Source organism: Corynebacterium marinum DSM 44953 (assembly GCF_000835165.1).
Lineage (GTDB): Bacteria > Actinomycetota > Actinomycetes > Mycobacteriales > Mycobacteriaceae > Corynebacterium > Corynebacterium marinum.
In genome coordinates this window covers 460,267-485,281 of the sequence record NZ_CP007790.1, presented here as the reverse complement: position 1 = coordinate 485,281, position 25,015 = coordinate 460,267, and the positions used below count along the sequence as shown (strand labels likewise).

Sequence of the window (25,015 nt, the reverse complement as noted above, 5' to 3'; positions counted from 1 at the left end):
CGCCACGCCTCTGCCCGCGGGAGTTTCGCGGAATTGTCTCCGGAGCGCTCCCCTCGGCCACGGAGGACCGGCGGGAAATGATCATCCCATAATCGGGCGGTGCCCAGGTGATTCCGTGTCCGACCCGGCACCCCGGCGCAGTCGGGATGAGGATGCATCGGCCGTTTCCCGGAAAATCCGGTGGCCCCACCACCGGCCACGCGGGATCGGAGAGGGTAGGCTGTGAACCTGTATATTAAGCCGATTACCACGAGGGAGACTCATGGCCAAGATCATCTGGACCCGTACCGACGAGGCACCGCTGCTTGCTACCTACTCGTTTAAGCCCGTCGTCGAGGCGTTCGCCCGCACCGCAGGCATCGATGTCGAGACCCGCGACATCTCCCTGGCCGGCCGTATCCTGGCGCAGTTCCCGGACCGCCTGACCGAAGAGCAGCGCGTTGACGACGCCCTCGCCGAGCTGGGCCAGCTGGCGAAAAACCCGGACGCCAACATCATCAAGCTCCCGAACATCTCCGCTTCCGTCCCGCAGCTGAAGGCCGCGATCAAGGAGCTGCAGGCGCAGGGTTACGACCTCCCCGACTTCGTCGACTCCCCGGAGACCGACGAGGAGAAGGACGCCCGCAAGCGTTACAGCGTAGTAATGGGTTCCGCCGTGAACCCCGTACTCCGTGAGGGCAACTCCGACCGCCGTGCGCCGGAGGCCGTGAAGAACTTCGTCAAGAAGAACCCGCACCGCATGGGCGAGTGGTCCGCAGACTCCAAGACCAACGTCGCCACCATGGACGCCGATGATTTCCGCCACAACGAGCAGTCCGTCATCCTCCCGGCCGAGGACTCCCTCTCCTTCGTGCACATCGCCGCCGACGGCACCGAGAGCAAGCTCCGCGAAGACCTCAAGGTCCTCGCGGGAGAGGTCGTCGACGGCACAGTCATGAGCGCCGCCGCACTGCAGAAGTTCCTGGCGGAGCAGGTTCAGCAGGCCAAGAAGGAGGGCACCCTCTTCTCCGTCCACCTCAAGGCCACCATGATGAAGGTCTCTGACCCGATCATCTTCGGTTACGTCGTCCGCACCTTCTTCGCCGACGTCTTCGACAAGTACGGCGAGCAGCTCGAGGCCGCGGGCCTCAACGGCGAGAACGGCCTGGCCGCCATCTACTCCGGGCTCGAGGAGCTGGAGAACGGCGCGGAAATCCGCCGGGCATTCGACGAGGAGCTCGAGAACGGCCCGGCCCTGGCCATGGTCAACTCCGACAAGGGCATCACCAACCTGCACGTCCCCTCCGACGTCATCGTCGACGCCTCCATGCCGGCCATGATCCGCACCTCCGGCCAGATGTGGAACAAGGACGACCAGACCCAGGACACCCTGGCGGTTATCCCGGACTCCTCCTACGCCGGCATCTACCAGGCCGTCATCGAGGACTGCAAGGCCAACGGCGCCTTCGATCCGACCACCATGGGCACCGTCCCGAACGTCGGCCTGATGGCGCAGAAGGCCGAGGAGTACGGCTCCCACGACAAGACCTTCAAGATCGCCTCCGACGGCAAGGTTGAGGTCCGCAACTCCGCCGGCGAGGTACTGCTGTCCCACGACGTGGCCGCCGGCGACATCTGGCGCGCCTGCCAGACCAAGGACGCCCCGATCCAGGACTGGGTCAAGCTCGCCGTCGACCGCGCGCGCATCTCCGGCATGCCGGCCGTCTTCTGGTTGGACCCGGAGCGCGCCCACGACCGCAACCTCACCGCCCTGGTGGAGAAGTACCTGGCCGACCACGACACCGCTGGCCTGGACATCCGCATCCTCTCCCCGATCGAGGCCACCAAGCTGAGCATCGAGCGCATCCGTCGCGGCGAGGACACCATTTCGGTGACCGGCAACGTCCTGCGCGACTACAACACCGACCTCTTCCCGATCCTCGAGCTGGGCACCTCCGCCAAGATGCTCTCCGTCGTGCCGCTGATGGCCGGCGGCGGCCTGTTCGAGACCGGTGCCGGAGGCTCCGCCCCGAAGCACGTCCAGCAGGTTCAGGAGGAGAACCACCTCCGCTGGGATTCCCTCGGCGAGTTCCTCGCCCTGGCGGAGTCCCTGCGCCACGTCTCCCGCACCCAGGACAACGCCAAGGCAGCCGCACTGGCGGATGCCCTCGACGTCGCCACCGAAAGGGTCCTCAGCGAGGGTAAGTCCCCGTCGCGCAAGGTCGGCGAGATCGACAACCGCGGCTCCCACTTCTACCTCGCGTCCTACTGGGCCGAGGCGCTGGCCGCGCAGTCCGACGACGCAGAACTCGCCGAGACCTTCGGCCCCCTGGCGGCAGAGCTGGCCGAGAACGCAGCCGCCATCGACAAGGAGCTCATCGCCAACCAGGGCAACCCGGTCGACCTGGGCGGCTACTACGCCCCGTCCGACGAGAAGACCGAAGAGGTCATGCGCCCCTCCGAGACCTTCAACAAGATCATCGACTCGTTGAAGTAGAGTTCCCGCTTGCCGACGCCCCGCCCACCTTCCCGGTGAGCGGGGTTTCCTCGTGGACGGGCCCGCGTCACCCAGCTGAATGGATTCGGCCGATTGATTGCCCTAGACCGAGCTGTCCATTATGGTGATGGAGGCAGATCAGCTCCGTAAAATTCGAAGAGGACGCATTATGGCGAAGTACGACAACAGCAGTGCCGGGGACTGGGCTTTCGAGACCCGTTCCATCCACGCAGGCGGCGGCCTGGACGGCGACACCGGTTCCCGCAACCAGCCGATCCACATGACCACCTCCTACGTCTTCGACTCCGCGGAGAATGCCGCGAACCGTTTCAACCTCTCCGAGTCCGGTTACATCTACACACGCCTGAACAACCCCACGGTCGCCGCGCTCGAGGAGCGGTTGGCCTCCCTCGAGGGCGGCGTCGCGGCGCTCGCCTTCGCCTCCGGCCAGGCAGCCGAGACCGCCGTGATCCTCAACCTCGCCGGCGCCGGCGACCACATCGTCACCTCCCCCCGCCTCTACGGCGGCACGGAGACCCTCTTCCAGGTCACGCTCAAGCGCCTGGGCATCGAGTTCACCTTCGTGGAGAACCCGGACGACCCGGAGTCCTGGCAGGCGGCCGTGCGGCCCAACACCCGCGCATTCTTCGGCGAGGCCTTCGGCAACCCGATCGCTGATGTCCTGGACATCCCGGCCGTCGCCGAGGTCGCCCACCGCAACGGCGTCCCGCTGATCGTCGACAACACCGTAGCTACCGCGGCCCTCGCACGTCCGCTGGAGCTCGGCGCGGACATCGTGGTCAACTCGCTGACGAAGTTCTACACCGGCAACGGCTCCTCCATCGGCGGCGTGATCATCGACGGCGGAAAATTCGACTGGACCGTCGAGCGCGACGGCAAGCCGGTCTTCGAGCAGTTCGTCACCCCGGACCCGGCCTACCACGGCCTGAAGTACTCCGACCTGGGTGCACCGGCCTTCGCGCTCAAAGCCCGAGTCGGTTACCTGCGCGACACCGGTGCCGCCATCTCGCCGTTCAACGCCTGGTTGGTCATGCAGGGCCTGGACACCCTCTCCCTGCGCATGGAGCGCCACAACGACAACGCCATCAAGGTCGCCGAGTTCCTCGCGGCCCACCCGCAGGTCGAGTCCGTCAACTTCGCCGGCCTGGAGTCTTCCCCCTGGTACCACGTCAAGGAGAAGCTGGGCCTGAAGTACACCGGCTCCGTCCTCGCCTTCACCCTCAAGGGCGACCAGGCCGACCGGACCGACGCCTGGCGGTTCATCGACGCCCTCCGGCTGCACTCCAACGTGGCCAACCTCGGCGACGTGCGCTCCCTGGTCGTCCACCCGGCATCCACCACCCACTCCCAGTCGGACGAGGCCGGCCACAAGCGGGCGGGCATCTCCCAGGCGACGATCCGCCTGTCCGTCGGCATCGAGAACGTCGACGACATCATCGCCGACCTCGAGCGCGGCTTCGCGGCCGTGGCCGGCGCCTAGTACCGGCGCCCAATCTCGGCGCCCAGCATCGACGAAAAGCAGGTAACCCATGGTCCAGCTCGCCCCTGAAGGAGTTCTCACCCCGCTGCGCATCGGCGACTTCACCACCGAGGCCGGCGTGGAGATCCCCGACGTCACCATCGCCTACCAGCGCTGGGGGGAATTCCGGGGCGACGCGGACGGGAACAACAACGTCCTGCTCGTCGAACACGCGCTGACCGGCGACACCAACGTCGCCGACTGGTGGTGCGACCTCGTCGGCCCCGGCAGGGCCCTCGACACCGACCGCTGGTGCGTGGTGTCCACCAACGTCATCGGCGGCTGCAAGGGCTCCACGGGCCCGGCTTCCCCTCATCCGGACGGCCGGGTGTGGGGCTCCCGGTTCCCGGCGATTTCCATCCGCGACCAGGTGGCGGTGGAGCACCAGTTCCTCCGCGTCCTGGGAATCCGCCACACCCACGCCGTCCTCGGCGGATCCATGGGCGGGGCCCGCGCGCTGGAGTGGACGTTGATGTACCCCGCGGCGCTGTCTTCCGCGTGCGTCATCGCGGTCTCCGCCCGGGCCAGCGCCTGGCAGATCGGCATCCAGGCCGCCCAGATCAGCGCGATCGAACGAGATCCCGACTGGCAGGGCGGCGACTTCCACGGCACCGGACGCTCCCCCGACGCGGGCCTGGCCGCGGCCCGCCGCATCGCCCACCTCACCTACCGCGGCGAGCAGGAGATCGACGAGCGTTTCGGCACGACCCCGCAGTCCGGCGAGAACCCCCTCGGCCCCTACCGCTCCCCCGGGCAGCGCTTCGCCGTGGAGAGCTACCTCGACTACCAGGGTGTCAAGCTCGTCGAGCGTTTCGACGCCGGCTCCTACGTCATCCTCACCGATTCCCTCAACCGCCACGACGTCGGCCGGGGCAGGGGCGGGCTGAACAAGGCCCTCGCCTCCACGCAGGTGCCCACGATGATCGTGGGTGTGGACACCGACATCCTCTACCCTTACCACCAGCAGGAACACCTCTCTCGCAACGTCGGCAACCTGCTGGGCATGGCGAAGATCGTCTCCCCCGTCGGCCATGACGCCTTCCTCACCGAGTTCCGGCAGATGGACCGCATCCTGCGACGCTTCCTCGACCTGTCCACCGCAGAGGTGGCGGCTGGAGAGGGCCGCGGCGGCTACTCGATCTAGCCGGTTTTGCGGGGCCTGACGGGCGGGAACGCACCGGGAAGCGCGAACCTCATGAGCCCAGCGCGTCCACCGAGGCCGAGAGGAACGCCATGGCGCCGCCGACGACGGCGGTGAAGATGGCGTCGAATCGCCGGGAACGCACCGCGAATACTCCGACGACACGGGAATCGCAGGTCACCCGCACCACGGCCAGCCAGATGAGGGACACCCCCAGTGCGAAAGTGGCGCGACGCCAGTGTTCGGTGAAGGCGAAACCGCCGGCCGCCACGACTCCGACCAGGAATACCACCATGCCGGCCCGCTGCGCCCACAGGGGCAGGCGGGACGGCGGCGCACCCAGGTCGTGGGGGTTGTCCAGCGGTTTACTCACCTGCGAGCAGTTCCGCCCTCTCGACGACGTTGCGCACCAGGAAGGCCCGGGTCAGCGGTCCGACGCCGCCGGGGTTCGGGGAGACGAATCCCGCGACATCCCAGACGTCGGGGTGGACGTCGCCGGCGAGCTTGCCGTCCAGACGCGACACACCCACGTCGAGGACCGCGGCGCCCGGCTTGATCATGTCGGCGGTGAGCATGTGCGGCTGGCCGGCGGCGGCGACGATGACGTCGGCGGCGCGGGTCTCGGCGGCGAGGTCCTTCGTGCCGGTGTGGCAGAGGGTGACCGTGGAGTTCTCGGACCGGCGGGTGAGCATGAGGCCGATCGGGCGGCCGACGGTGACGCCACGGCCGATGACGACGACCTTCGCGCCGTTGAGTTCGACGCCGAAGCGGCGCAGGAGGTGGATGGCGCCGTTGGGGGTGCAGGGCAGCGGGGCGGGCTCGTTGAGGACCAGCTTGCCCAGGTTGACCGGGTGCAGGCCGTCGGCGTCCTTGTCGGGGTCGATTGCGGCGAGCACGGCGTTCTCATCCAGGTGCTTCGGCAGCGGGAGCTGAACGATGTAACCGGTGCAGGCCGGATCGTTGTTCAGCTCCTCAATGACCGCCAGCAGCTCCTCCTGGGAGACATCCGCCGGCAGGTCCTTCCGGATGGAATTCACGCCGATCTGCTCGCAGTCACGGTGCTTCATCTTCACGTAGGAGTGGGAGGCCGGGTCATCGCCGACCAGCACGGTGGCCAGGCCCGGCACGATCCCCTTCTCCCGGAGGGCGGCGGTCCGCTCCCCCAGGTCCTGGAAGATCTCGTCTCGGTAGAGCTGTCCGTCAAGTTTGATCGCAGTCACGCCTCTCATCCTAGACTCTCGGTCATGGCCAGACTGCACGTCATCTTCGATAATCCGGTTATCCCGCCGAACACGGGTAACGCCATCCGCATGTGCGCCGGTACGGGCGCCCATCTGCACCTGGTGGAACCGTTGGGTTTCGATCTCAGCGAGAAGCATCTGCGCCGCGCGGGGCTGGACTACCACGATCTCGCCGACGTCACCGTGCACCCGGACCTCGACGAATGCTTCTCGACGCTGCCCTCCTCCCGCATCTTCGCCTTCACCACCCGCGCCCCCGTCTGGCACACGCAGGTCCAGTGGCGAGAAGGGGATGCGATGCTGTTCGGCACCGAACCGACCGGCATCCCGGAGGAGCATCTGGCTCATCCACGCATCGAGCACGAGGTGCGTATCCCCATGATCCCGGGGCGCCGTTCGATGAACCTCTCCAACTCGGCGGCGGTGGCCACGTATGAGGCGTGGCGTCAGCTGGGGTTTCCGGGCGGGGTGTAGGCGCGGCTGAGAAACACCAGCTCAAGTCGACTACTAGCGTCAAAGGTCTGCATCAGGCGGGCCACGGACTTTTTTGCCGAGGAGCCGGAGATATTCATCTCATCGGCGATGGACGCGTTGCTCTTCCCCAGATGAAGCAACCGCAGCACCCGGGTGTCCAGAGCAGACAGTCCTTCCACCGCGACCTCGAGGGGAATAATGTACTGACGGAGCCTCGAGGCAGCCAACGGCGATATGGTGGTACCGCCCTCCCTCGCGCTGTGGATCGCTGCCATGATCTCCGTCCTCTTGGCGCTCTTGAGGATGAATCCCCGGGCTCCGGCCGTGAGCATGTCCACCATCGCCACGTCATCATTAAATGATGTCACCGCGACGACGGCAGGAGGAGAAGGCACCAGTCGGCTCAGTCTCATAAATTCCACACCGTTCTTCCCAGGCATCCGCACATCACACAACACAACATCGATGTCGGACTGCCACAACACCTCGAGGGCTTCATCCACGGTGGCACAGGTCGCGATAACACTGATGTTCTCCTCTGTACCCACCATGAATGCCATCTCATCACGGAAGAACTCTTCGTCATCGACGATCACCATATTGATCATGTCAACCTACCCAGTCATCTACCGCCTGCAGAGAGGTAACCCGGCAAACAGTTCGCAGAAAATCATTGGCGATAGATCCATAAACGCACTGATGGTCTCAAACATTTCCTTCATCCCTGTTAATTTCGACCGGAACAGCTAAGTCAATACTCCACGATCCTGGAGTCGAAGTCACAGCAATCCGTCCTCCGACACCCTCTAGCCGACGGGACACACTCGGTAGCCCCAGTCTGTTTGAGAACTCACCCATCTGCCCACTGTCACCCCGTTCCACAGTATTGGCGAGCACCAGTCCCAGCTCATCATCCCGACTCAGCATCTCGATGTGCACCCGGCTCCGGGCAGGGGCGTATTTCACCATGTTGACCACGGCCTCCTGAAAAGACAGGGTCAGGGCATTTTCCACTGACGAAGCCAGAGGCCCCGGATCAGTATTCCCGCTGAAGACGACGTTAAAACCCATATCTCCCAGACTCACCATTGCGGACTGAACTGCCTGGGACAGGGGTTCTGGGCTCCACATACCGTCCGAAGAACTCAGGTGCCCGGTCGTTCCGGCTTTCATCTCCCGCATCAGTTCCTCAAGATCCATCAGGGCACTCCGCCCCAATTCAGCCACCTCTGCTATTCGATCATGTTCAGGAGATGCATCAATTTCAGAGTGGATCCGATCCGCAAGAATAGTCATCATCGTCAGTTTCCTGGCGATGCTGTCATGCAGATACTGATTGAGATTCTCAAAGAGCTTCTCCTCCGCTTGTTTCCTCTCTTCGCGGGCCTGATACTCCTCAAAGATTCGGTTTCTCCGGTTTTTTCCTATGAAGATAAGGAAGGCCAGCAGAAACGACTCAAGGATGAGCGAGTAGAACCACGCCTCCAATTCGAAAGACTGCACCGAAATGATGTAAGCGAGAATTATCCACTCACATGAGACCACCACTGCCGCCATGACCCCCACCCGAAAAGAAATCACGTGAACAGCCACATAGACGATGATCGGGGCAAGCTGCCACTGATCCACATAGCCACTCGCCCATATGATTGATGCCACGGGAATCGGAACAAAGACCGCAAGTGGAAAATGCTGGGCCACCAGGATGACAGAGACAAAGACGAGCTGGAAAAGTGCGTCCCGGTATCCGGCTCCCGGAAAAAGGAGAGAAACGCCGACAATTATCAAGGCCAGGTAGATCTCAAAACGGGGCTTGGCCGACAGCACCGATAATTCGCCGGCATTCACTCTCACCAGATCACCCCTCATGTTTCGTCAGCGTTGCCCCCGGGCAAGCCAGAAAGCGATGGCTCCGCCCATGGCAAGCCCAGGGCCTGCGAATATCAACCATCGTGCCAGAAAATCCGCGTTGAAGAAGTACAGGACCCCCGACCCCACCGTCAGGACCACACCGAAAACCACGAGTGCCGTACCAGTCCTGCGCTGGCGCTGAGACTGATCTCCCGTCGGTTGGCCGCTCCGTCTTCTGGCAGACACATACAGCAGGACCGCCAACAGTGGCACTGCGAGCACAATGGCTGAAACGGCTGCTGTTTCCCACCCAAGGAAAAATAATGCCCCGGCGCAGACCAGAGTCACCACTGTCACGGTGACGGTAAGCGCTCTGAGCGCTTCAGCTGTTGATTTCTTCCCACGAGCATCCATGGCTTTCCTTCCCGTTAGCAGCGCGAGCTGACATAAGCCAGAAATCCTGATGCGCCAAGCGAATACATCAGCAGCAGGGCGGCGGCCCCTGCCGCCCCTGTGGCGGCCACGATCGCGATTGCGGCGCCCCATCCTGCCGTGTGGACAGTCTGCACAACCCACATCAAGAATGTGCACGAGAGTCCGTCACTCTGTGGTGTGTACTGTCCATCTCCTGATTGGCTGAGCTGGTCTACGTTCTGTTCAAGAGAAAATCCTGTCATATCTACATTGGCCATGGTTCCGTCAGCATTTTCCACCACGGCAGAATTATTCACATCATCGAAAGTCACAAACGTGACTTCATCATCGACCACGACACGAGTTCTTCCGTCATCAAGCTGGGTCACCTGAATACCTTCCACGCCATCAGCAGCTCCCCTGGCTTCCTTCGCGGAAGCACCCTGCGCCGTGAACAGAACCATCGCCAGTACCGTGACGAACACGCCAATCAACAACGATGACCGCTTAATAAAAGTCACTTGTCTCCTCCTCATTGTTACTGCACTGAATTAACGCCCCCAATTCTCTGCTGGAGGCGTTGGCTTCAGCTTCGCAGGAAACCAGGCCGCTGGTGTTCCATCCCCGGGTCTTCAGGAACTTTTGGTTCCCCCCGAAAAATTATTGCACCATGCTCACGGCTCAGACACGGCACCAAGCCCTACGCAGGTGCAGTGACACGCGGGAGACACCCTGGCCGTTGCCACCTATCGGGTATCACGCCACCTGGGTTTTCTGGGAGCGGTACAAATAGAGTCGGGTCAAGTCCACACCCGGGGCATGTTTCCGGTGGCATTCGGACCGCAAGGTTCTCACTGCGGAAAGTGAAAAGCTGTCTCCGATCAGAGGTGCATGGTGTCCCAGCCTGCTACAAGCCCGGAACAATGGCACGCACTGGGGCTGCCTCCGGACTCTACTAGGGACCACTGCAGAAGGGCTCAGCGTCGAAGAAGCGCGTGCCCGTCTGGCGGATCTCGGGCCCAACGAGATCCAGGAACGGGCGCCGGAACGCTGGTACCAGGTGCTGCTGCGCCAGTTCCGGTCCCCCATGATCCTCTTTCTTCTCGGCGCCGCAGTGATCACCCTGTTCCTGCACGAGTGGTTCGACTCCTTCGTGATCCTGCTGACCCTGCTGCTCAACGCCTCCCTCGGATTCTGGCAGGAGCGCAAGGCAGAACACGACGTCAAGGCCCTCAGACAGCTGACGGTCGCTGAAGCCACGGTGGTGCGCTCCGGTACCGCCGCGCGCATCGCTGCGCGTGAACTGGTGGTGGGTGATCTCGTCCGGCTCGAATCCGGTGACAAGGTGCCGGCTGACCTCCGCCTGACGGACGTGCATGACCGGCAGATCAATGAGTCAATGCTCACGGGCGAAGTGCTGCCTGTGCTGAAATCGACGGGTCCGCATCCCGAGGACACCGACCGCAGTGACCGGCTCAACATGGCCTACTCCGGCACGCTCGTGACCTCGGGGCACGCGAGCGGCACCGTCGTCGCCGCCGCCCTGGACACTGAACTCGGCACCATCGCCCAATCCATCCAGGTCAAAACCCAGAAGACCCCACTGCAGAAGCTCACCGACCGCCTGGAGAAGTACATCGCCGTAGTGGTCATCGCGATCGCCGCGTTGATCTCCGTGGTCTCTGTCCCGCTGGGCACCACTGCCTCCGAGGTCTTCCGCAACGCGGTGGCGCTCATCGTCTCCGCGCTGCCCGAGGCCCTGCCCATTGTCCTCACCGTCGCACTCGGCGTGGGCGTGTCCCGCATGGCGAAGCGCAACGCCGTGATCCGCAACCTCCCCTCCGTCGAGACGCTCGGTTCCATCGACGTCATCGGCTCCGACAAGACTGGCACCCTCACCATCAACCGCATGACCGTCGAGCGGCTCTGGACCCCCGACGGCCGGGAACTCGACGTCACCCAGGTTCCCGCGAACGGCGGCGGCCTCAGCACCACCCAGCGGAGCTCACTGCGCACCGGCGCACTCAGCAATGAGGCGACGCATCACAAGGACGCGGAGACCGGCTTGGTCGGCGACGCCGTCGACGTCGCCATGGCCGCGGCCGGCACTCCGCCGGCCCAGTGCGCCGACCGATTTCCCCCTGCGGACCATGTGCCACCCCGCAAACATCCGTTCGAAGAGGTGTCGTAAGGTCATTCCCCAGGAACGACACCGAGGGAGTGATGGCAAGTGGTGATGGGACCGACCCATGCGATGAGCGGGGCCGCCGTGGGGCTGGCGATCGCGCAGGTGCTGCCCGCCGAGTGGGGCGGGGTGACCACCGCGGAAGAGGCGTTCGTCTACGCGGGCCTGGCGGCCGGCGCGGCGCTGCTGCCCGACCTGGACTCCCCGCAGGCCACGGTTGCGCGTTCCTTCGGCCTGCTGTCCCAGGTGGCCTCCCGGACGGTCGAGAACTTCTCCCAGGGCTTCGTGAACCTGACCCGCGGCCGCAGGGACCCGCGCTGCAACAACGGTCACCGCACCCTGACCCACACGGTGTGGTTCGCACTCGCGGCGGGTGCCGGGGCGACCGCGCTGATCGGCGCCTACGGCAAGTCGGCGGTGATCGGGCTGCTGTTCTTCCTGCTGAGCCTGGCCATCCGCGGTCTGCTGCCGGAATGGTCCAAGAAGAGCGACTGGATCGTGGTCACCGGCACGGCGGCGGGGCTCGCCTACGGCGCCTGGTACTTCATCCCCGCCGCCTCCCTGGGGCTGGTGCTGGGTTCGGCGGTGACAGCCGGTGTGGCCGCCCACCTGCTCGGCGACATGGCCACCAAACGGGGTATCCCGGTCTTCGCCCCGCTGGTGCCCCTGCGGGGGCGGCGCTGGTGGAACCTGCGCCTGCCCCGATTCCTCAGCATCCGAGCCTCCGGACCGGCGGACAAGGCCCTGCTCCTGGTGTTCTCAGTGCTGGTCGTGGCCCAGATCAGCCTCATCGCATCACCGCCACTGGTTACTGCGCTGGGCTGGTAGTTCGCGCTGACGCAGGGCGTCCAGGAGCACCCCGCCGGCTTCGGGCGTCAGATCCTCACCCGCCATGCGCACCGGGCCGGGGACGAGGTCGAAACGCACGGTGCACAGGCCGAACATCTGCTGCAGGGGTCCCCTCGTGAGGGAGAGCTCCTGGATGTGTGCGGGGTCGATGACGCTGACTCGCCGACCGAAGCGGCCGCGGTGGACCACGACGGCGTCGGCAAGCAGGGTCACCGCCTGCTGGTGCAGGTCGACCGGCGAGACCCACCCGGCCACCGGCGGTGAGGTGAACATCGGGATGGTCGCGCCTTCCGGGCGTGCCGACGCCTCGATGGTCACCGCGTCCAACGGGCTGACCAGCGCCAGCAGCGCCAGCGCCTGCCCACGGGACCCCACCGGGAGCAGCTGGGTCGTGCCGGAGCCCTTCTCGTTCTCGGCGCCGTAGCCTGCGACGGAGACCTTGACGCACCACCAGCCCGGTATCCGCCACAGGACCGGCTGATGGACGGTGACCCCGTGGATGCGCCGCAGCGGAATCGACTGGCGACGCCTGTCCGCCAGGCCGTAGGAGAGGTGCAGGGTGCCGTCCGTCAGACGGGCGGTGAACCGCCAGCTGCTGTCTATCTGGTTCCAGATGACCGGCACGATGCCGATGGCGACGGGCAGGGCCGCGGCCCAGGTCAGCGGAGTGATGACAAGGCCGACGATGATCAGCGCCGCGCTCAGGGACACCCCCTGCAGGGCGGCGCCCGTCAGGGAACGGGCGATGGGGATCTCGGGGATGACGACCTGCCCGGCTGTGTCGGCGGCGGGGGCCGCCACAGCCGACACGGCCGCTGGCACGGTGCCGCGGGTACGCTCCAGGACCTCCGCGCGCAGCTGCTCGGCGACGTCGCGCGGGAGGTAGGCGATCTCGATGACGGAGTCCCCGCCGCCGGCGGTCTCCACGCGGACGGCCGCCAACCGGAAAATCCGCGCGATGACGGACTCGACGACGTCGACGGCCTGGATCCGGTCGTAACGGGCGGTGCGCAGCCGGGTGTTCAGCACGCCGTTTTTGAGCGAGACCTCTTCTTCCGTGAGCCGGTATCCGGTGGCCCGCCACCAGACCTGGGAGACCAGCCAGACCAGGCCGCAGCCGACCAGGAACGCCCCGGCCCCGATGAGGACGGGCAGGATGTTCCCGCTGCCCAGCCAGCCCAACGCCGCACCGATGGCCGCTATGTCCAGGTTGACGAAGAAGATCGTGACGGCGGCGAGGATGACCGTCCAGAAACGCAGCAGCGGCGTCAACCGGTGGACGCGGCGGTAGTCCTCGTTCACAGCCCGCTCATCCTCTCCCGGGCCTTGACCGCCAACCGGTCCCGCAGGGCGTCGGCGGTCTCGGCGGGCAGTCCCTGGACCGACGCGTCCGAGGTGGCGGAGGCGGTGTGCAGCTGGAGGGTCTTCATCCCCAGGGAACGTTCGATCGGCCCGGCGGTGACGTCGACGTACTGGATGCGTCCGTAGGGGATCACGGTGAACGTGTGCCAGAGCCGACCCTTGGTGATCAGCAGCTCGTCGCCGGTCTCCCGCCACCCCAGCAGCCGGACCTGCGCCGGGATCAGCCACGCCTGCCAGAGCAGCAGGATGAGCAGTACCGCGGTGCCGATGTGGAACCAGGGGCTGAGGGCGAAGCCGAGGACGGCGAAAACCAGGAGAACGACGGCGATCCAGGGAAGTCTGCCCAGGTAGCGGGCGGTGGTCAATTTCGGGGACACCGGGTTCATGTCCCGGTGACTGATGCTCGCGCCGTGCACTGCCTCATCGCTCATGGGCACCACCTTGCCAGAACATCCGGCGAAACTGCGCGGGATAGGCTGGGGGCATGTCCGGTCTCGAGTACCTCATCGCCAAGCTGCCCACCGGTGCGACAATCGCGGTGATCATCGCGTTCATCTCCACCCTGCTCACCCGGGACTGGCCCCTGGGCCTGACCGACATCCTCTTCTTCCTCGGCGTCTGGCTGGCGCTGAGCATCATCGCCGCGGTGATCCTGGCGGGCATCGAGATGTTCCGGGACCGGTGACGGCGCAGGGCCCGTCAGCGCCCCTGCACTCAGGAGTCGAGGCCTTCGAGCGTCCCGCGGTCACCCATGGCGTCGGCGCCGATGACCGACAGCGTGCCGTCGGTCTCCATGATCATCGCCCCGACGTCGCCCAGGTCGCCGTATCCGCCGGATCGGGCGGCCTGACGCACCTCCGCCTCCCCCACCCGGGCCCGCCGCATGCCCTCCTCCAGCATCCGCCCGTCGCGCACAATGACGACCGGAGACGCCGTGGCCGCGCCCCGCAGCGCGGGCACGGCCCGCAGCACCCTGGCCACCACGTACTGCAGGCCGAGGAGGAGACCCAGAGCGGTGGCCGCGGAGGCCCAGGACAGGTCTGCGCTGGTCAGTGCCGTAGCCAGGATCGACCCGAGGGCGATGGTGACGGTGAAGTCGAAGGCGTTGAGCTTGGCCAGCGAGCGGGCGCCGGTGATCCGGAGGATCACCAGCAGGATGAGGTAGCTGGCGGTGCCAACCAGCAGGATGCGGATGATGGGGTCGAGGCCGGAGAACCACATGCGCCCATGGTAGGTGCCGTTCGGGGCGCCGTCACCGGAAATCCCGCGAACCCCGGCTGAACCACTCCCCCACCGCCAGGGGCTCCAGCCTGTCGGCCACCACGGTCACCGCACCGGTGGCGTTCTGCACGATTCCGCGTACCACCAGCGCCCGCGAGGTCCGGGCGAGCACCTGTTGACGGTTCCACAGGCCGACGGAGACCATGACGTTGATCAGACCGGTCTCATCCTCCATGCCCAGGAAGGTCAGGCCGGAGGCGGTCTGCGGGCGCTGCCGGTGGGTGACCACGCCCGCGACGCGCACACGGGTGCCGTCGGTGACGTCGCGGAGGGCGGCGGCGGTGAGGATCCCGGCGTCGGAAAGCTGGCCGCGCACCAGCTCCATCGGCTGGCGCCGGGGAGTCACGCCGGTGGCGGCGACGTCGGCGACCATGAGCTCGAACGTGCTCATGCCCGGCAGCGACGGGGATTCGATGGCCGACAACCCCGGCAGCATGCCCTCGCGTTCGGTGGCCGCCACGCCCGCCTGCCACAGGGCCTGCCGGCGGTCGACGCCGAAGCAGTCCAAGGCCCCGGCACGCGCCAGGGACTCCACGTGCTCGACGCTCAGCTCCGCCCGGCGCGACAGGTCCGGAATACCGGTGAACGGCGCCGCCTTTTCAATCCTCGCCGCCGCCGCGCCGAGGCCGTTGATGAGGTTCAGCCCCACCCGGATCCGCCCGTCCACCACGCGGGCCTGTTCGCCTGATTCGTTGACGTCGACGGGCAGGATCCCGATGCCGTGGCGGCGGGCGTCCTGGATCAACGACTGCGGCGAGTAGAAGCCCATGGGCTGGGCGCGCAGCAGGCCGACACAGAACTCCGCCGGGTAATGGTGTTTGAACCAGGCGGAGAAGTACACCAGCGAGGCGAAGGACTGGGAGTGGGATTCGGGGAAGCCGTAGGCGGCGAAGGCGACGATCTTGTTCCACAGCTTCTCGGCCGTCTCCCCGGGGATGCCGTGGGTGTCGCGCACGCCGCGGAAGAAACGGCCCTTCAGCTCCGCCATCTTCGCCGGGGATCGCTTGGACCCCATCGCGCGGCGCAGGGCGTCCGCCTCCGCGCCGCTGAACCCGGCGGCGTCGACGGCGATCTGCATGAGCTGCTCCTGGAACAGCGGGATGCCCAGCGTCTTGCCCAGGGACTTCTCCAGGACGGGGTGGTCGTAGGTGACGGGCTCGCTGCCGTCCCGCCGGCGCAGGTAGGGGTGCACCGAACCGCCCTGGATGGGGCCGGGCCGGATGAGGGCGACCTCCACGACCAGGTCGAAGAAGGTGCGCGGTTTCAGGCGCGGCAGGGTGGACAGCTGCGCGCGGGATTCGACCTGGAACACGCCGACGGCGTCGGCGCGGCAGAGCATGTCGTAGACGCCGGGGTCCGCGAGGTCGAGCTCCCACAGGTGGACACGGGTGCCGTGCTGCTCCGCCACGAGGTCGATCATGTGGTGCAGCGCCTCGAGCATGCCCAGGCCCAGCAGGTCGAACTTGACCAGCCCGGCGGCGGCGCAGTCGTCCTTGTCCCACTGCACCACGGAGCGCCCCTCCATCCTGGCCCACTCGACGGGCACGACGTCGGCGATGGGGCGGTCGCAGATGACCATGCCGCCGGAGTGGATGCCCAGGTGGCGGGGCTGCCCCTTGAAGCGCGCGGCCAGCTCCACCACCTCGGCAGGCGGTTCCGCCGTCCCCTTCGACCACGCGTCGGCCGAGCCCTGGGGGTGGCCGAGGGCGCGGGCGGCATCGCGGAGCGCGCCTTTCGTGCGGTAGGTGATCACGTTGGCCACCTGCGCTGCCCGGTCGCGGCCGTAACGGCCGTAGACGTACTGGATGACCTCCTCGCGTCGGCCGGATTCGATGTCGATGTCGATGTCGGGCGGGCCGTCGCGGTCCGGGGAGAGGAAACGCTCGAAGAGCAGGCCCGCGGAGATGGGCTCCACGTTGGTGATGTCCAGGGCGAAGCACACGGCCGAGTTCGCCGCGGAGCCGCGGCCCTGGCAGAGGATGTCCGCTTCCCGGCAGAAGTCGACCAGGTCGGTGACGATGAGGAAGTAGCCGGGGAAGTTGAGCTTGCCGATCACCCCCAACTCGTGCGCGATCTGTTTCTCCGCCTTCGCCCGGACGCCGTCCGGCCTGCCTGCGTATCGACGCCGCGCCCGCTCCTGCGTCAGGTCACTCAGCCAGGTCATCTCGGTGTGCCCCGCCGGGGTGCGCCAACCGGGCAGGTCGGGGGCGACGAGGTCGAGGGTGAAGGCGCACTCGCGAGCCAGGTCGACCGCGCCTGCGATCAGCTCCGCCCGGCCGGGCAGGAGTGCGGCGATCTGCGCGCCGGAGCGCAGCCAGGGTGCGCCCATCGGGTGGAGGTCCGGTTCTGCCTCGCCCAGGGAGAGCCGGCGGGACAGGGCGCGCTTCGCACCGGCCAGTCGGGCATCCTGCCGGGTGGCGGCGGCCGGTAACGCGGTGACGATGCCGCGTAGACCATGCCGTCTACACTCGTCGAGCTTCTCGTGGCGGTCGGTGTCCTCGGGGGTCATGGTCACCGCATATTCCAGCACCAGGTTACCCGCCCCGAACGCTTCGACCGCCTGGTCGATATCAGCGACCCACTCATGCCCCAGCAGCGCCACGCAGTGGCCGTCCAGGAACCGGGCAATCTCCCCCACCGGCGGGTACTCCACCCGCCCCTTCTCCCCGGCGGCCATGTGCGCGTCCGACATCAGCCGCGACAGCCGGCGGTACCCCTCGGGCCCGCGGGCCAGCACCGGCAGGATGCGGTCCCCCAGGGTGAGTTCCGCGCCGAACACGGTCGGCAGACCCTCCCCCGCGGCGGCCTCGGCGAACTTCACCGCGCCGTAGAAACCGTCCCGGTCCACCAGCGCCAACGCCGACAGTCTCAACTCCACGGCCCGCCGGACCAACACCTCGGGATCGCTCGCTCCGCCGAGGAAACTGTAGGAGCTCACGGCGTGCAGCTCGGCGAAGGGGAGGGCGGGGCGGGCAGAGGCGGGACGTCGGGAAGCGGGCGCGGCCAGATGATCGACCGGCACCGGCGTCGGCGACTTCCGGCCGGCGAGGACGCGCTCCAGCCGCGACCAGCTCAGAGGCGCACCGCCGTTGACTCCCATGCCCCACAACCTACCCACAATCGAACGCACGTGCCCACGGTTCCGGCATTTTTCCCGGCCACTGCCTAGACAGAGCGGTACGGTTGATGCTAGGTTTCACAACCAACTGCTCAACAAACGTCTAAGGAACCTCAAAGCCATGAACTTCCGTCGCATTTTCGCCGGCGCCACCGCCTCGGTCATCGCCGCCGCGGGGCTTGTCGCCTGCTCCTCCGACTCCGACAGCACCGACGCCGGTGCCGCCGGCGAGACCGTCCGCATCGGCACCACCGACGCCAACCTCAAGGAGTGGGACGTCTTCGCCGACCTCGCCGAGGAGGAGGGCATCGACATCGAGATCGTGCCGTTCTCGGACTACAACACCCCGAACGACGCCGTCGCGCAGGGCCAGATCGACGTGAACAAGTTCCAGCACCTGCTCTTCCTCAACGACTACAACACCGGCGCCGGCGAAGAGCTCGTGCCGATCTCGTCGACCGAGATCTACCCGCTGGCCCTGTTCTGGAAGGACCGCGACAACCTCGACGGCATCGAGGGCGAGGAGATCGCGATCCCGAATGACGCGACCAACCAGGGCCGCGCCATCAACGTCCTCGTCCAGGCTGGCCTGGTCACCCTCCGCGAGGAGGGCCTGCTCAACCCGGCCCCGGCCGATATCGACAATGACGCCTCAAAGGTTTCCGTCATCCCGGTCGACGCCGCCCAGACCACCGCCGTGTTCCATGAGGGCCGCCCGGCCGTGATCAACAACTCCTTCCTGGAGCGCGCCAGCATCGACCCGCTCGACGCCATCTTCCAGGACGACCCGGACACCGAGCAGGCCGAGCCCTACATCAACGTCTGGGTGACCACCCCGGAGCGCGCCGACGACGAGACCATCAACCGTCTCGCCGAGCTCTGGAAGGACCAGGCCGTCACCGACGCCATCATGGAGTCCTCCGGCAACACCGCGGTCAAGGTCGACCGCCCGCGCGAGGACCTCGACGCCATCCTGGAGCGACTGCGCGAATCCGGCGACCAGTAGTCTGCGCACCGCCGCCATGACAAACCCCGTCGCCCTCCAGCGGCGGGGTTGAGCATTTAACCGTCACCTTCTCCTCCTCCCAGAACGGCTCTGATCACCCGTGTCCGAACCAGTCTCCGCACCCCCCATCCGGCCGCGTACCGGAACCCGCATCGAATTCCGCAATGTGACCAAGGTCTTCACCAACCAGAAGAAGACCGAGACCCGCGCCGTCGACGGCGTCACCCTCACCGTCGAGCCGGGCGAAATTCTCGGCGTCATCGGCTACTCCGGCGCCGGCAAGTCCACCCTCGTCCGCCTCATCAACGGGCTGGACACCACCACCTCCGGCCAGCTGCTTCTCGACGGGACCGACGTCGTCGGCATGCCCGAATCCAAGCTGCGCACGATCCGCCGGGGCATCGGGATGATCTTCCAGCAGTTCAACCTCTTCCGCTCGCGCACCGCCGCCGGCAACATCGAATACCCGCTCACCCTGGCGGGCATGCCCAAGGCGGAGCGCAGGAAACGCGTGGCGGAGCTCCTGGACTTCGTCGGCCTGGCAGACAAGGGGCGCAACTATCCCGAGCAGCTCTCCGGCGGGCAGAAACAGCGCGTGGGCATCGCCCGCGCCCTGGCCACCAACCCCCGGCTCCTGCTCGCCGACGAGGCCACCTCGGCGCTCGACCCGGAGACCACCCACGATGTGCTCAACCTGCTCCGCGAGATCAACCGCGAGCTGGGCATCACCATCGTGGTCATCACCCATGAGATGGACGTCGTGCGCACCATCGCGGACAAGGTCGCCGTCATGGAGGCGGGCAAGGTCGTCGAGTACGGCAGCGTCTACGAGGTGTTCTCGGCGCCGCGGACGAACGTCGCGAAACGCTTCGTCTCGTCCTCCCTGCGCAACACCCCCGACGTCGTGGAGGAGGAGGACCTCCTCGCCCACGGCGGGCGCCTGTTCACGATCAACCTCACCGAGGACTCAGGCTTCTTCTCCGCCGCGGCCGCCGCCCGGGAGGAGGGCCTGAGCATCAACATCGTCCACGGCGGCGTGACCACGCTGCAGCGACAGTCCTTCGGCAAGATGACCGTCCGCCTCGCCGGCCCCGACGACGCCGTCGAACGCTTCCGCACCACGCTCGCCCGCACCACAGACATCCAGGAGATCACGCGATGACCCACACCTATCTCGCCGCCGACTGGAACCGTCTCGGCCCCACCTTCCTCGAGGCCATCATGGACACCCTCGTGATGGTGTCCCTGACCATGGTCGTCGGCGGACTCGCCGGACTGGCCGTGGGCATCCTGCTCTACACCACCCGCTCCGGCAGCATCCTGCAGTCCCGCCCGGTGTACTGGGTGCTCAACCTGCTGGTCAACTTCATCCGCCCGATCCCGTTCATCATCATGATCGCGATGTTCGCGCCCCTGACCCTGAACGTCGTGGGCACCACCATCGGCCGGTCCGCGGCGATCTTCATCATGTGCATCGCGGCGACCTTCGCCGTGGCCCGCATCGTCGAGCAGAACCTCGTCGCGATCGACCCCGGGGTCATCGAGGCCGCCCGCTCCATGGGTGCCGGCCCGTGGCGGATCATCCGGACCGTCATCGTCCCGGAGGCGTTGGGCCCCCTGGTCCTCGGCTACACGTTCATCTTCATCGCCGTGGTGGACATGTCCGCCATGGCCGGCTACATCGGCGGCGGCGGCATCGGCGACTTCGCCATCGTCTACGGCTACCGCGCCTACGACCTCGAGGTCACGTACGCGGCCGTCATCGTCATCGTCATCATCGTCCAGATCGCCCAGCTCTTCGGCAACTGGCTCTCGCGGCGGATCCTGCGCCGCTAACCGGCCGGCGGATGACCCCTCAGGCCTGCTTCGAGTAGAGGTGCTCGGGTCTCCCCGAGGTGCCGTACCGCAGACGCACCTGCACCACTCCCTGACCTGCCATTGTGGCCAGTCGGCGCTGCGCGGTAGCCCGGGAGACCCCGGCCCGCCCGGCGGCCTCGGCAGCGGAGAGCTCCCCCTCCCCCAGGGCGTCGAGAAGCAGCTGCTCCGTGGCGGAACGGGAGACGACGACCGCGCCGGGCGTCTGGCCGTGCAGGATGGAGAGCGCCTGGTCGATCTTCTCCTGCCGGAGTCCGCGCCTGCCCGCCAGCACATGCCGGAAACGGGCGTAGCGGTCCAGCCGCTCGCTGAGTGTCTGCCGCGGGAAAGGTTTGACAAGGTATCCCAGGACCCCGGCGTGCAGCGCACGGCGGACGGTGTCCGCTTCATCGGCGGCACTGAGGATGAAGGCGTCCACCCCTGCGCCACGGACCAGTTCGATGCCGTCCCCGTCCGGCAGGTAGACGTCGACGAGCATGAGATCCGGCCGATCCGTGGCCAGCGCCTCCCGCGCCTCCGCGATGGTGCGCACCGACCCCTGCACCCGGAAGCCCGGGGCGGCCGCCACAATGTCGGCGTGGATGCCTGCCACCCGGAAATCATCGTCAACCACCAGTACTGACCAGGTCCGGGCCATCACTCATCTTCCTCTCGGGAGTTCCGGGACTGTCCTGCGACGCCCGTGGCCATGACCCCGGGGAGCCGGGCGCCGAACACCGCACCCCGACCGCTCGCCCCGCCGCCGGGATCGATGAGCCAGAGTTCCCCGCCCCGGCGGCGCAGCAGATCCCGGGACAGTGCCAACCCTATGCCGTGACCGTGGACCCGGTCCACCGCAGTCTCCTCAGTCTCATCATCGGCGGGAGGCGCGGCCACCGCCCCCGTTCCGGCCGCTGTGCCCGGCCCGGAGTCCGCGACCATCAGCACCAGATCCGGGCCGTCGTCCATGAGGGTGACCTCCACCAGCCGGGGTTCCGGGGCCTGCAGGGCCGCAGTGACGGCGTTGTCGACGAGGTTACCCAGCACGGTGGCGGTGTCCTCCACCCCCTCAACCCCTTCGAGACTGCCCAGCACCAGAGTTTCATCCCGGATCAGCAGCTGCACCCCGCGCTCATCGGCCTCCAGGGACTTCGCCCCGAGGAAGGACTGCAGAAAGGGCTCGGTGAGCAGGTCCGCACCGGCCAACGGATAGTCCACCGGCCCCCTGTCGCGCATGGTGCGCAGGAACTCGGCGGCCTCCTCCCCGCGCCCGGACTCGACCAGTCCGGCGGCCACATGCATGCGGTTGGCGAATTCATGGCGTTGCACCCGCAGCGCCGACGTCATGGTCCGGACCGAATCCAGGCGTCGACTCAAGCCCATCACATCGGTGCGGTCGCGGAGGATGATCACGGAACCGAGCCGTTGTCCGCCGCGGTCCACCTGGCGGGAGTCCAGGTAAAGCACCCTGCCGCCGACCACGACCCCGTCGCGAGCCTCGCCCTTCTCCAGGGAGCGGATGACGTCCTCCGGCAGATCCAGGTCCCCCAACGACATCCCCTCCAGCTGCACCCGCCCGAACATCTTCTCCGCCTCGCTGTTGGAGACCCGGATGACACCCGATTCGTCGAGGGCGATGACGCCGTCCCCCACTCCGTCGAGCACCGCCGCCTGGTTCTGCACCAGGACCACCAGCTCCTCCGGCTGGACCCCCAGGGTCAGCTGCTCCCAGCGGCGCCGCAGCACAAGGGTCGCCCCGATGCCGATCAGCAGGGCCGCTGCGGCGGCCGCACCGACGCCGAGCAGCAGCTGCGGCAGGTCGTCGAAGACGCCCGCCCGCTCGAAACCCACGCTGACCTCACCGACCGGTTCCTCAGTGCCCGGCGCGAAGACCGGTACCTTGGCTCGGACGGAATCGCCCAGCGTGCCCCGCTCCCAGGCGATGACCTCCTCGCCGCGGAGAGCCGCCTCGAAGCTCGTGCTCACCTGGCGGTCGAGCTGCCCCGGGTCCGGGTGCGCCATACGGATCCCCTCGCCGTCGGTGATGACGACGAACAGTGCACCCGTCCGGCCGGTGACGTCCCGGGCATAGGCCTGGAGGGGGCCGTCGGCGAGTTCGGCCGCGGAGGGGTTGATCCCCCGGCTGGTCTCCCGGGTCACCTCGGAACGCACGACGGGGGCCGAGGCCACGGTGCGCGCAATCGAGAGGGCCGAGGTCTCGGTCTCATGCTTGAGCTGTTCAACCCCCAGCACGATGAAGACGCCGGCGCTCGCGGCCACCACCGCCACGACGGTAACCAGCTGCAGAAGCAGCACCCGGGTGCCGAATCTCATCTTCCCGCTCCTGCCTGTCGTCGCCGTCCACCCCGCACACTTCCCACGGGACCATCCCGCGAAAGCCTCGTCCCGGGAGAGCCCATTCCAGCACAGGCTGTCCGACCGGGACAAACATCTGATCACAATGCGCAGAAGTGCCTTAATGCGCAGTACAGCGGGCAATGCGCTCAACTCTATGCCAGTGAGAGGGATCACTTTAGGCTGTTGCCAGCATTCCAGCCCACACACCCCGAACCAAGAAACCAGGAGTCCGGATGTACCCTCCCGCAGACGTGCTGCTCGCCGCGGAATACACGTTGAGCCACACCCCCTCCGACGGCGTTCTCGTCGCCCTGGGATTCGCCATGGTCCTCACCTTCATGGCGCTGATCATGACCGGCCGTGCCACCCCGATGGTCGCACTCATCCTGGTGCCCACCGTCTTCGGTCTCCTGGCCGGCGCCGGATTCGGCATCGGCGACATGGTCCTCGACGCCATCGGCGACATGGCCTCCACCGCTGCACTGCTGATGTTCGCGATCATGTTCTTCGGCATCATGATCAACGTCGGACTCTTCGACCCGTTGATCCGGGCGATCACCCGCACCCTGGGCGATGACCCGGCGAAAGTGGTGCTCGGCACAGCCGTCCTGGCGGGTGTGGTCTCCCTGGACGGCGACGGCTCCACCACCTTCATCATCACCACCTCCGCGATGCTGCCGATCTATCTCCGCCTGGGCATGAGTCCGGTCGTGCTCACGGTGGTCGCCGGCCTGATCAACGGCACCATGAACATCCTCCCCTGGGGTGGACCGACGGTGCGTGCCGCGACCGCCCTGGGTCTCGACCCCTCCGCCGTCTTCGTGCCGATGATCCCCTCCCTCGTGGCCGGCGTCGTGATCGTCTTCGTCTTCGCCTGGTTCCTGGGCGTGGCAGAGCGACGTCGCCTCGGCGGCTCCCTGGACACATCCCGCTTCGGCGGCGAAGGTGCGACCGGTGCAGGCTCCGGTGGCGGCGGCCCGCGGGGTGGCACGGCCAGGCACGGCAACTCCGACGACCGCACCCCCACCGGTGGCGGCGTGCTTCTCGACGACCGCCCGGCCCGGACCGAAGACATCGAACACGTCTCCCTCGGCTCCGATGCCGGGGCCGGCATGACCGACACCATGCTGGACCCGCACCGCACCTCCCTGCGGCCGAAGCTGATCTGGTTCAACCTGGCGCTGACCGTCGCGGTCATGGTGTTGCTGGTCGCCGACCTCTTCCCGCTGGCCTTCGTGTTCATCGTGGGCACCGGCCTGGCCCTGGCCGTGAACTTCCCCCGTGTCAAGGACCAGGCCACCGAGATCCTGTCCCACTCCTCCTCCATCGTCGGCGTGGTCTCCATGGTCCTGGCCGCCGGCGTACTGGTCGGTGTGTTCAACGGCACCGGCATGGTCGAGGCGATGGCCGCCTGGATCACCCAGATCATCCCGAGCTCCATGGGCCCCTACCTGGCCGTGATCACCGGTGTGCTCTCCATCCCCATGACCTTCTTCATGTCCAACGACGCCTTCTACTTCGGGATCCTGCCGGTCCTGGCGGAGAGCGCCACCCACTTCGGCATCGAGCCGGTGGAGATGGCCCGTGCCTCCATCACCGGCCAGCCGGTGCACATGCAGTCCCCGCTGGTCCCCGCGATCCTGCTGCTGGTCTCCCTGGCCAAGGTCAACCTCGGCGACCACCACAAGAAGGTGCTCTGGCGCGCCACCCTCGTCTCCCTGGCCATGCTGGTGGTCGGCGTCCTGGTCGGTGTGATCCCCCTCGCCGGGTAGCCCTCCCTCATACATCCGTGTCGTCGCCGGGGCGCCGCAGTCTGCGGCGCCCCGGCGAATTCTCCTGTGTCCGGCGCGAGCCGGACGTCTCCG

General features: G+C 66.8%; 22 protein-coding genes. 11 read left to right on the top strand and 11 right to left on the bottom strand.

Going from position 1 to position 25,015, the window contains the following annotated elements; translation table 11 throughout:
- Positions 1 to 262 precede the first annotated feature (262 nt).
- The 3 genes from B840_RS02405 (at position 263) to metX (ending at position 5,160) form a co-directional block, all read left to right on the top strand.
- Complete coding sequence (locus tag B840_RS02405; RefSeq protein ID WP_042620806.1) at positions 263 to 2,476, top strand: NADP-dependent isocitrate dehydrogenase; 2,214 nt, start codon at positions 263 to 265, stop codon at positions 2,474 to 2,476.
- 169 nt (positions 2,477 to 2,645) lie between these two features.
- The gene (locus B840_RS02400; protein ID WP_042620805.1) at positions 2,646 to 3,977 is read left to right on the top strand and encodes an O-acetylhomoserine/O-acetylserine sulfhydrylase; all 1,332 of its coding nucleotides are present in this window, start codon (positions 2,646 to 2,648) and stop codon (positions 3,975 to 3,977) included.
- Between the two features lie 49 nt (positions 3,978 to 4,026).
- Positions 4,027 to 5,160, top strand: a complete 1,134-nt coding sequence (gene metX, locus B840_RS02395; RefSeq protein ID WP_042620804.1) for a homoserine O-acetyltransferase MetX — start codon at positions 4,027 to 4,029, stop codon at positions 5,158 to 5,160.
- Between the two features lie 49 nt (positions 5,161 to 5,209).
- On the opposite strand, the gene B840_RS02390 is transcribed toward metX, so the two are convergent.
- Entirely contained in the window at positions 5,210 to 5,530 is a 321-nt protein-coding gene (locus B840_RS02390) for a DUF3017 domain-containing protein (RefSeq protein WP_042620803.1), read from the bottom strand.
- Positions 5,523 to 6,377 carry a bifunctional methylenetetrahydrofolate dehydrogenase/methenyltetrahydrofolate cyclohydrolase gene (locus tag B840_RS02385; protein WP_042620802.1) on the bottom strand — a complete coding sequence of 285 codons (855 nt, stop codon included), beginning with the start codon at positions 6,375 to 6,377 and terminating at the stop codon, positions 5,523 to 5,525. Before B840_RS02385 ends, B840_RS02390 begins: the two co-directional genes overlap by 8 nt.
- 24 nt (positions 6,378 to 6,401) lie before the next feature.
- Between B840_RS02385 and B840_RS02380 the strand changes: the two genes are divergently transcribed.
- A complete protein-coding gene (locus tag B840_RS02380) occupies positions 6,402 to 6,872 on the top strand; it encodes a tRNA (cytidine(34)-2'-O)-methyltransferase (RefSeq protein ID WP_042620801.1) in 471 nt (156 codons plus the stop codon).
- On the opposite strand, the gene B840_RS02375 is transcribed toward B840_RS02380, so the two are convergent.
- The 3 genes from B840_RS02375 to B840_RS02365 all read right to left on the bottom strand — a co-directional run bounded on the left by B840_RS02375 (position 6,845) and on the right by B840_RS02365 (position 9,658).
- Positions 6,845 to 7,480, bottom strand: a complete 636-nt coding sequence (locus tag B840_RS02375) for a response regulator (protein ID WP_042620800.1) — start codon at positions 7,478 to 7,480, stop codon at positions 6,845 to 6,847. The genes B840_RS02380 and B840_RS02375 overlap by 28 nt on opposite strands.
- 97 nt (positions 7,481 to 7,577) lie before the next feature.
- The gene (locus tag B840_RS02370) at positions 7,578 to 8,741 is read right to left on the bottom strand and encodes a sensor histidine kinase (protein WP_156971814.1); all 1,164 of its coding nucleotides are present in this window, start codon (positions 8,739 to 8,741) and stop codon (positions 7,578 to 7,580) included.
- A 410-nt stretch (positions 8,742 to 9,151) separates the two neighbouring features.
- Complete coding sequence (locus B840_RS02365; RefSeq protein WP_042620798.1) at positions 9,152 to 9,658, bottom strand: hypothetical protein; 507 nt, start codon at positions 9,656 to 9,658, stop codon at positions 9,152 to 9,154.
- Positions 9,659 to 10,008: 350 nt separating this feature from the next.
- On the opposite strand from B840_RS02365, the gene B840_RS02360 reads away from it, so the two are divergent.
- Together B840_RS02360 and B840_RS02355 are read left to right on the top strand one after the other, a co-directional pair.
- Positions 10,009 to 11,328 carry an HAD-IC family P-type ATPase gene (locus tag B840_RS02360; protein WP_342341962.1) on the top strand — a complete coding sequence of 440 codons (1,320 nt, stop codon included), beginning with the start codon at positions 10,009 to 10,011 and terminating at the stop codon, positions 11,326 to 11,328.
- A gap of 45 nt (positions 11,329 to 11,373) precedes the next feature.
- Positions 11,374 to 12,150, top strand: a complete 777-nt coding sequence (locus tag B840_RS02355) for a metal-dependent hydrolase (RefSeq protein ID WP_156971813.1) — start codon at positions 11,374 to 11,376, stop codon at positions 12,148 to 12,150.
- On the opposite strand, the gene B840_RS02350 is transcribed toward B840_RS02355, so the two are convergent.
- Positions 12,118 to 13,473 (bottom strand): PH domain-containing protein, encoded by a 1,356-nt coding sequence (locus B840_RS02350; protein WP_042620796.1) that lies wholly within the window; start codon positions 13,471 to 13,473, stop codon positions 12,118 to 12,120. The two genes, B840_RS02355 and B840_RS02350, sit on opposite strands and share 33 nt — an antisense overlap.
- On the bottom strand, positions 13,470 to 13,919 hold the full coding sequence (locus B840_RS02345; RefSeq protein ID WP_042622452.1) for a PH domain-containing protein: 450 nt from the start codon (positions 13,917 to 13,919) through the stop codon (positions 13,470 to 13,472). Before B840_RS02345 ends, B840_RS02350 begins: the two co-directional genes overlap by 4 nt.
- A gap of 98 nt (positions 13,920 to 14,017) precedes the next feature.
- Between B840_RS02345 and B840_RS02340 the strand changes: the two genes are divergently transcribed.
- Positions 14,018 to 14,218: a hypothetical protein gene (locus B840_RS02340; protein WP_042620795.1), complete on the top strand. Its 201-nt coding sequence runs from the start codon at positions 14,018 to 14,020 to the stop codon at positions 14,216 to 14,218.
- A gap of 29 nt (positions 14,219 to 14,247) precedes the next feature.
- Here the strand turns inward: B840_RS02340 and B840_RS02335 are convergent, their stop codons facing one another.
- Positions 14,248 to 14,754, bottom strand: a complete 507-nt coding sequence (locus B840_RS02335; RefSeq protein WP_042620794.1) for a DUF421 domain-containing protein — start codon at positions 14,752 to 14,754, stop codon at positions 14,248 to 14,250.
- Positions 14,755 to 14,785: 31 nt separating this feature from the next.
- Positions 14,786 to 17,944, bottom strand: a complete 3,159-nt coding sequence (locus B840_RS02330; protein WP_373285068.1) for an error-prone DNA polymerase — start codon at positions 17,942 to 17,944, stop codon at positions 14,786 to 14,788.
- Between the two features lie 109 nt (positions 17,945 to 18,053).
- Here B840_RS02330 and B840_RS02325 point away from each other — a divergent pair, with 109 nt between their 5' ends.
- The 3 genes from B840_RS02325 to B840_RS02315 all read left to right on the top strand — a co-directional run bounded on the left by B840_RS02325 (position 18,054) and on the right by B840_RS02315 (position 20,774).
- On the top strand, positions 18,054 to 18,938 hold the full coding sequence (locus B840_RS02325; protein ID WP_042620792.1) for a MetQ/NlpA family ABC transporter substrate-binding protein: 885 nt from the start codon (positions 18,054 to 18,056) through the stop codon (positions 18,936 to 18,938).
- A gap of 100 nt (positions 18,939 to 19,038) precedes the next feature.
- A complete protein-coding gene (locus B840_RS02320) occupies positions 19,039 to 20,100 on the top strand; it encodes a methionine ABC transporter ATP-binding protein (RefSeq protein ID WP_156971812.1) in 1,062 nt (353 codons plus the stop codon).
- Complete coding sequence (locus tag B840_RS02315; protein ID WP_042620791.1) at positions 20,097 to 20,774, top strand: methionine ABC transporter permease; 678 nt, start codon at positions 20,097 to 20,099, stop codon at positions 20,772 to 20,774. The genes B840_RS02320 and B840_RS02315 overlap by 4 nt, the downstream gene beginning before the upstream one ends.
- A gap of 19 nt (positions 20,775 to 20,793) precedes the next feature.
- Here the strand turns inward: B840_RS02315 and B840_RS02310 are convergent, their stop codons facing one another.
- Complete coding sequence (locus tag B840_RS02310) at positions 20,794 to 21,450, bottom strand: response regulator (RefSeq protein ID WP_042620790.1); 657 nt, start codon at positions 21,448 to 21,450, stop codon at positions 20,794 to 20,796.
- Positions 21,450 to 23,126, bottom strand: a complete 1,677-nt coding sequence (locus B840_RS02305; protein WP_042620789.1) for a sensor histidine kinase — start codon at positions 23,124 to 23,126, stop codon at positions 21,450 to 21,452. Before B840_RS02305 ends, B840_RS02310 begins: the two co-directional genes overlap by 1 nt.
- A gap of 257 nt (positions 23,127 to 23,383) precedes the next feature.
- Here B840_RS02305 and B840_RS02300 point away from each other — a divergent pair, with 257 nt between their 5' ends.
- The gene (locus B840_RS02300) at positions 23,384 to 24,922 is read left to right on the top strand and encodes a CitMHS family transporter (protein WP_042620788.1); all 1,539 of its coding nucleotides are present in this window, start codon (positions 23,384 to 23,386) and stop codon (positions 24,920 to 24,922) included.
- The last annotated feature ends 93 nt before the right edge of the window (positions 24,923 to 25,015 follow it).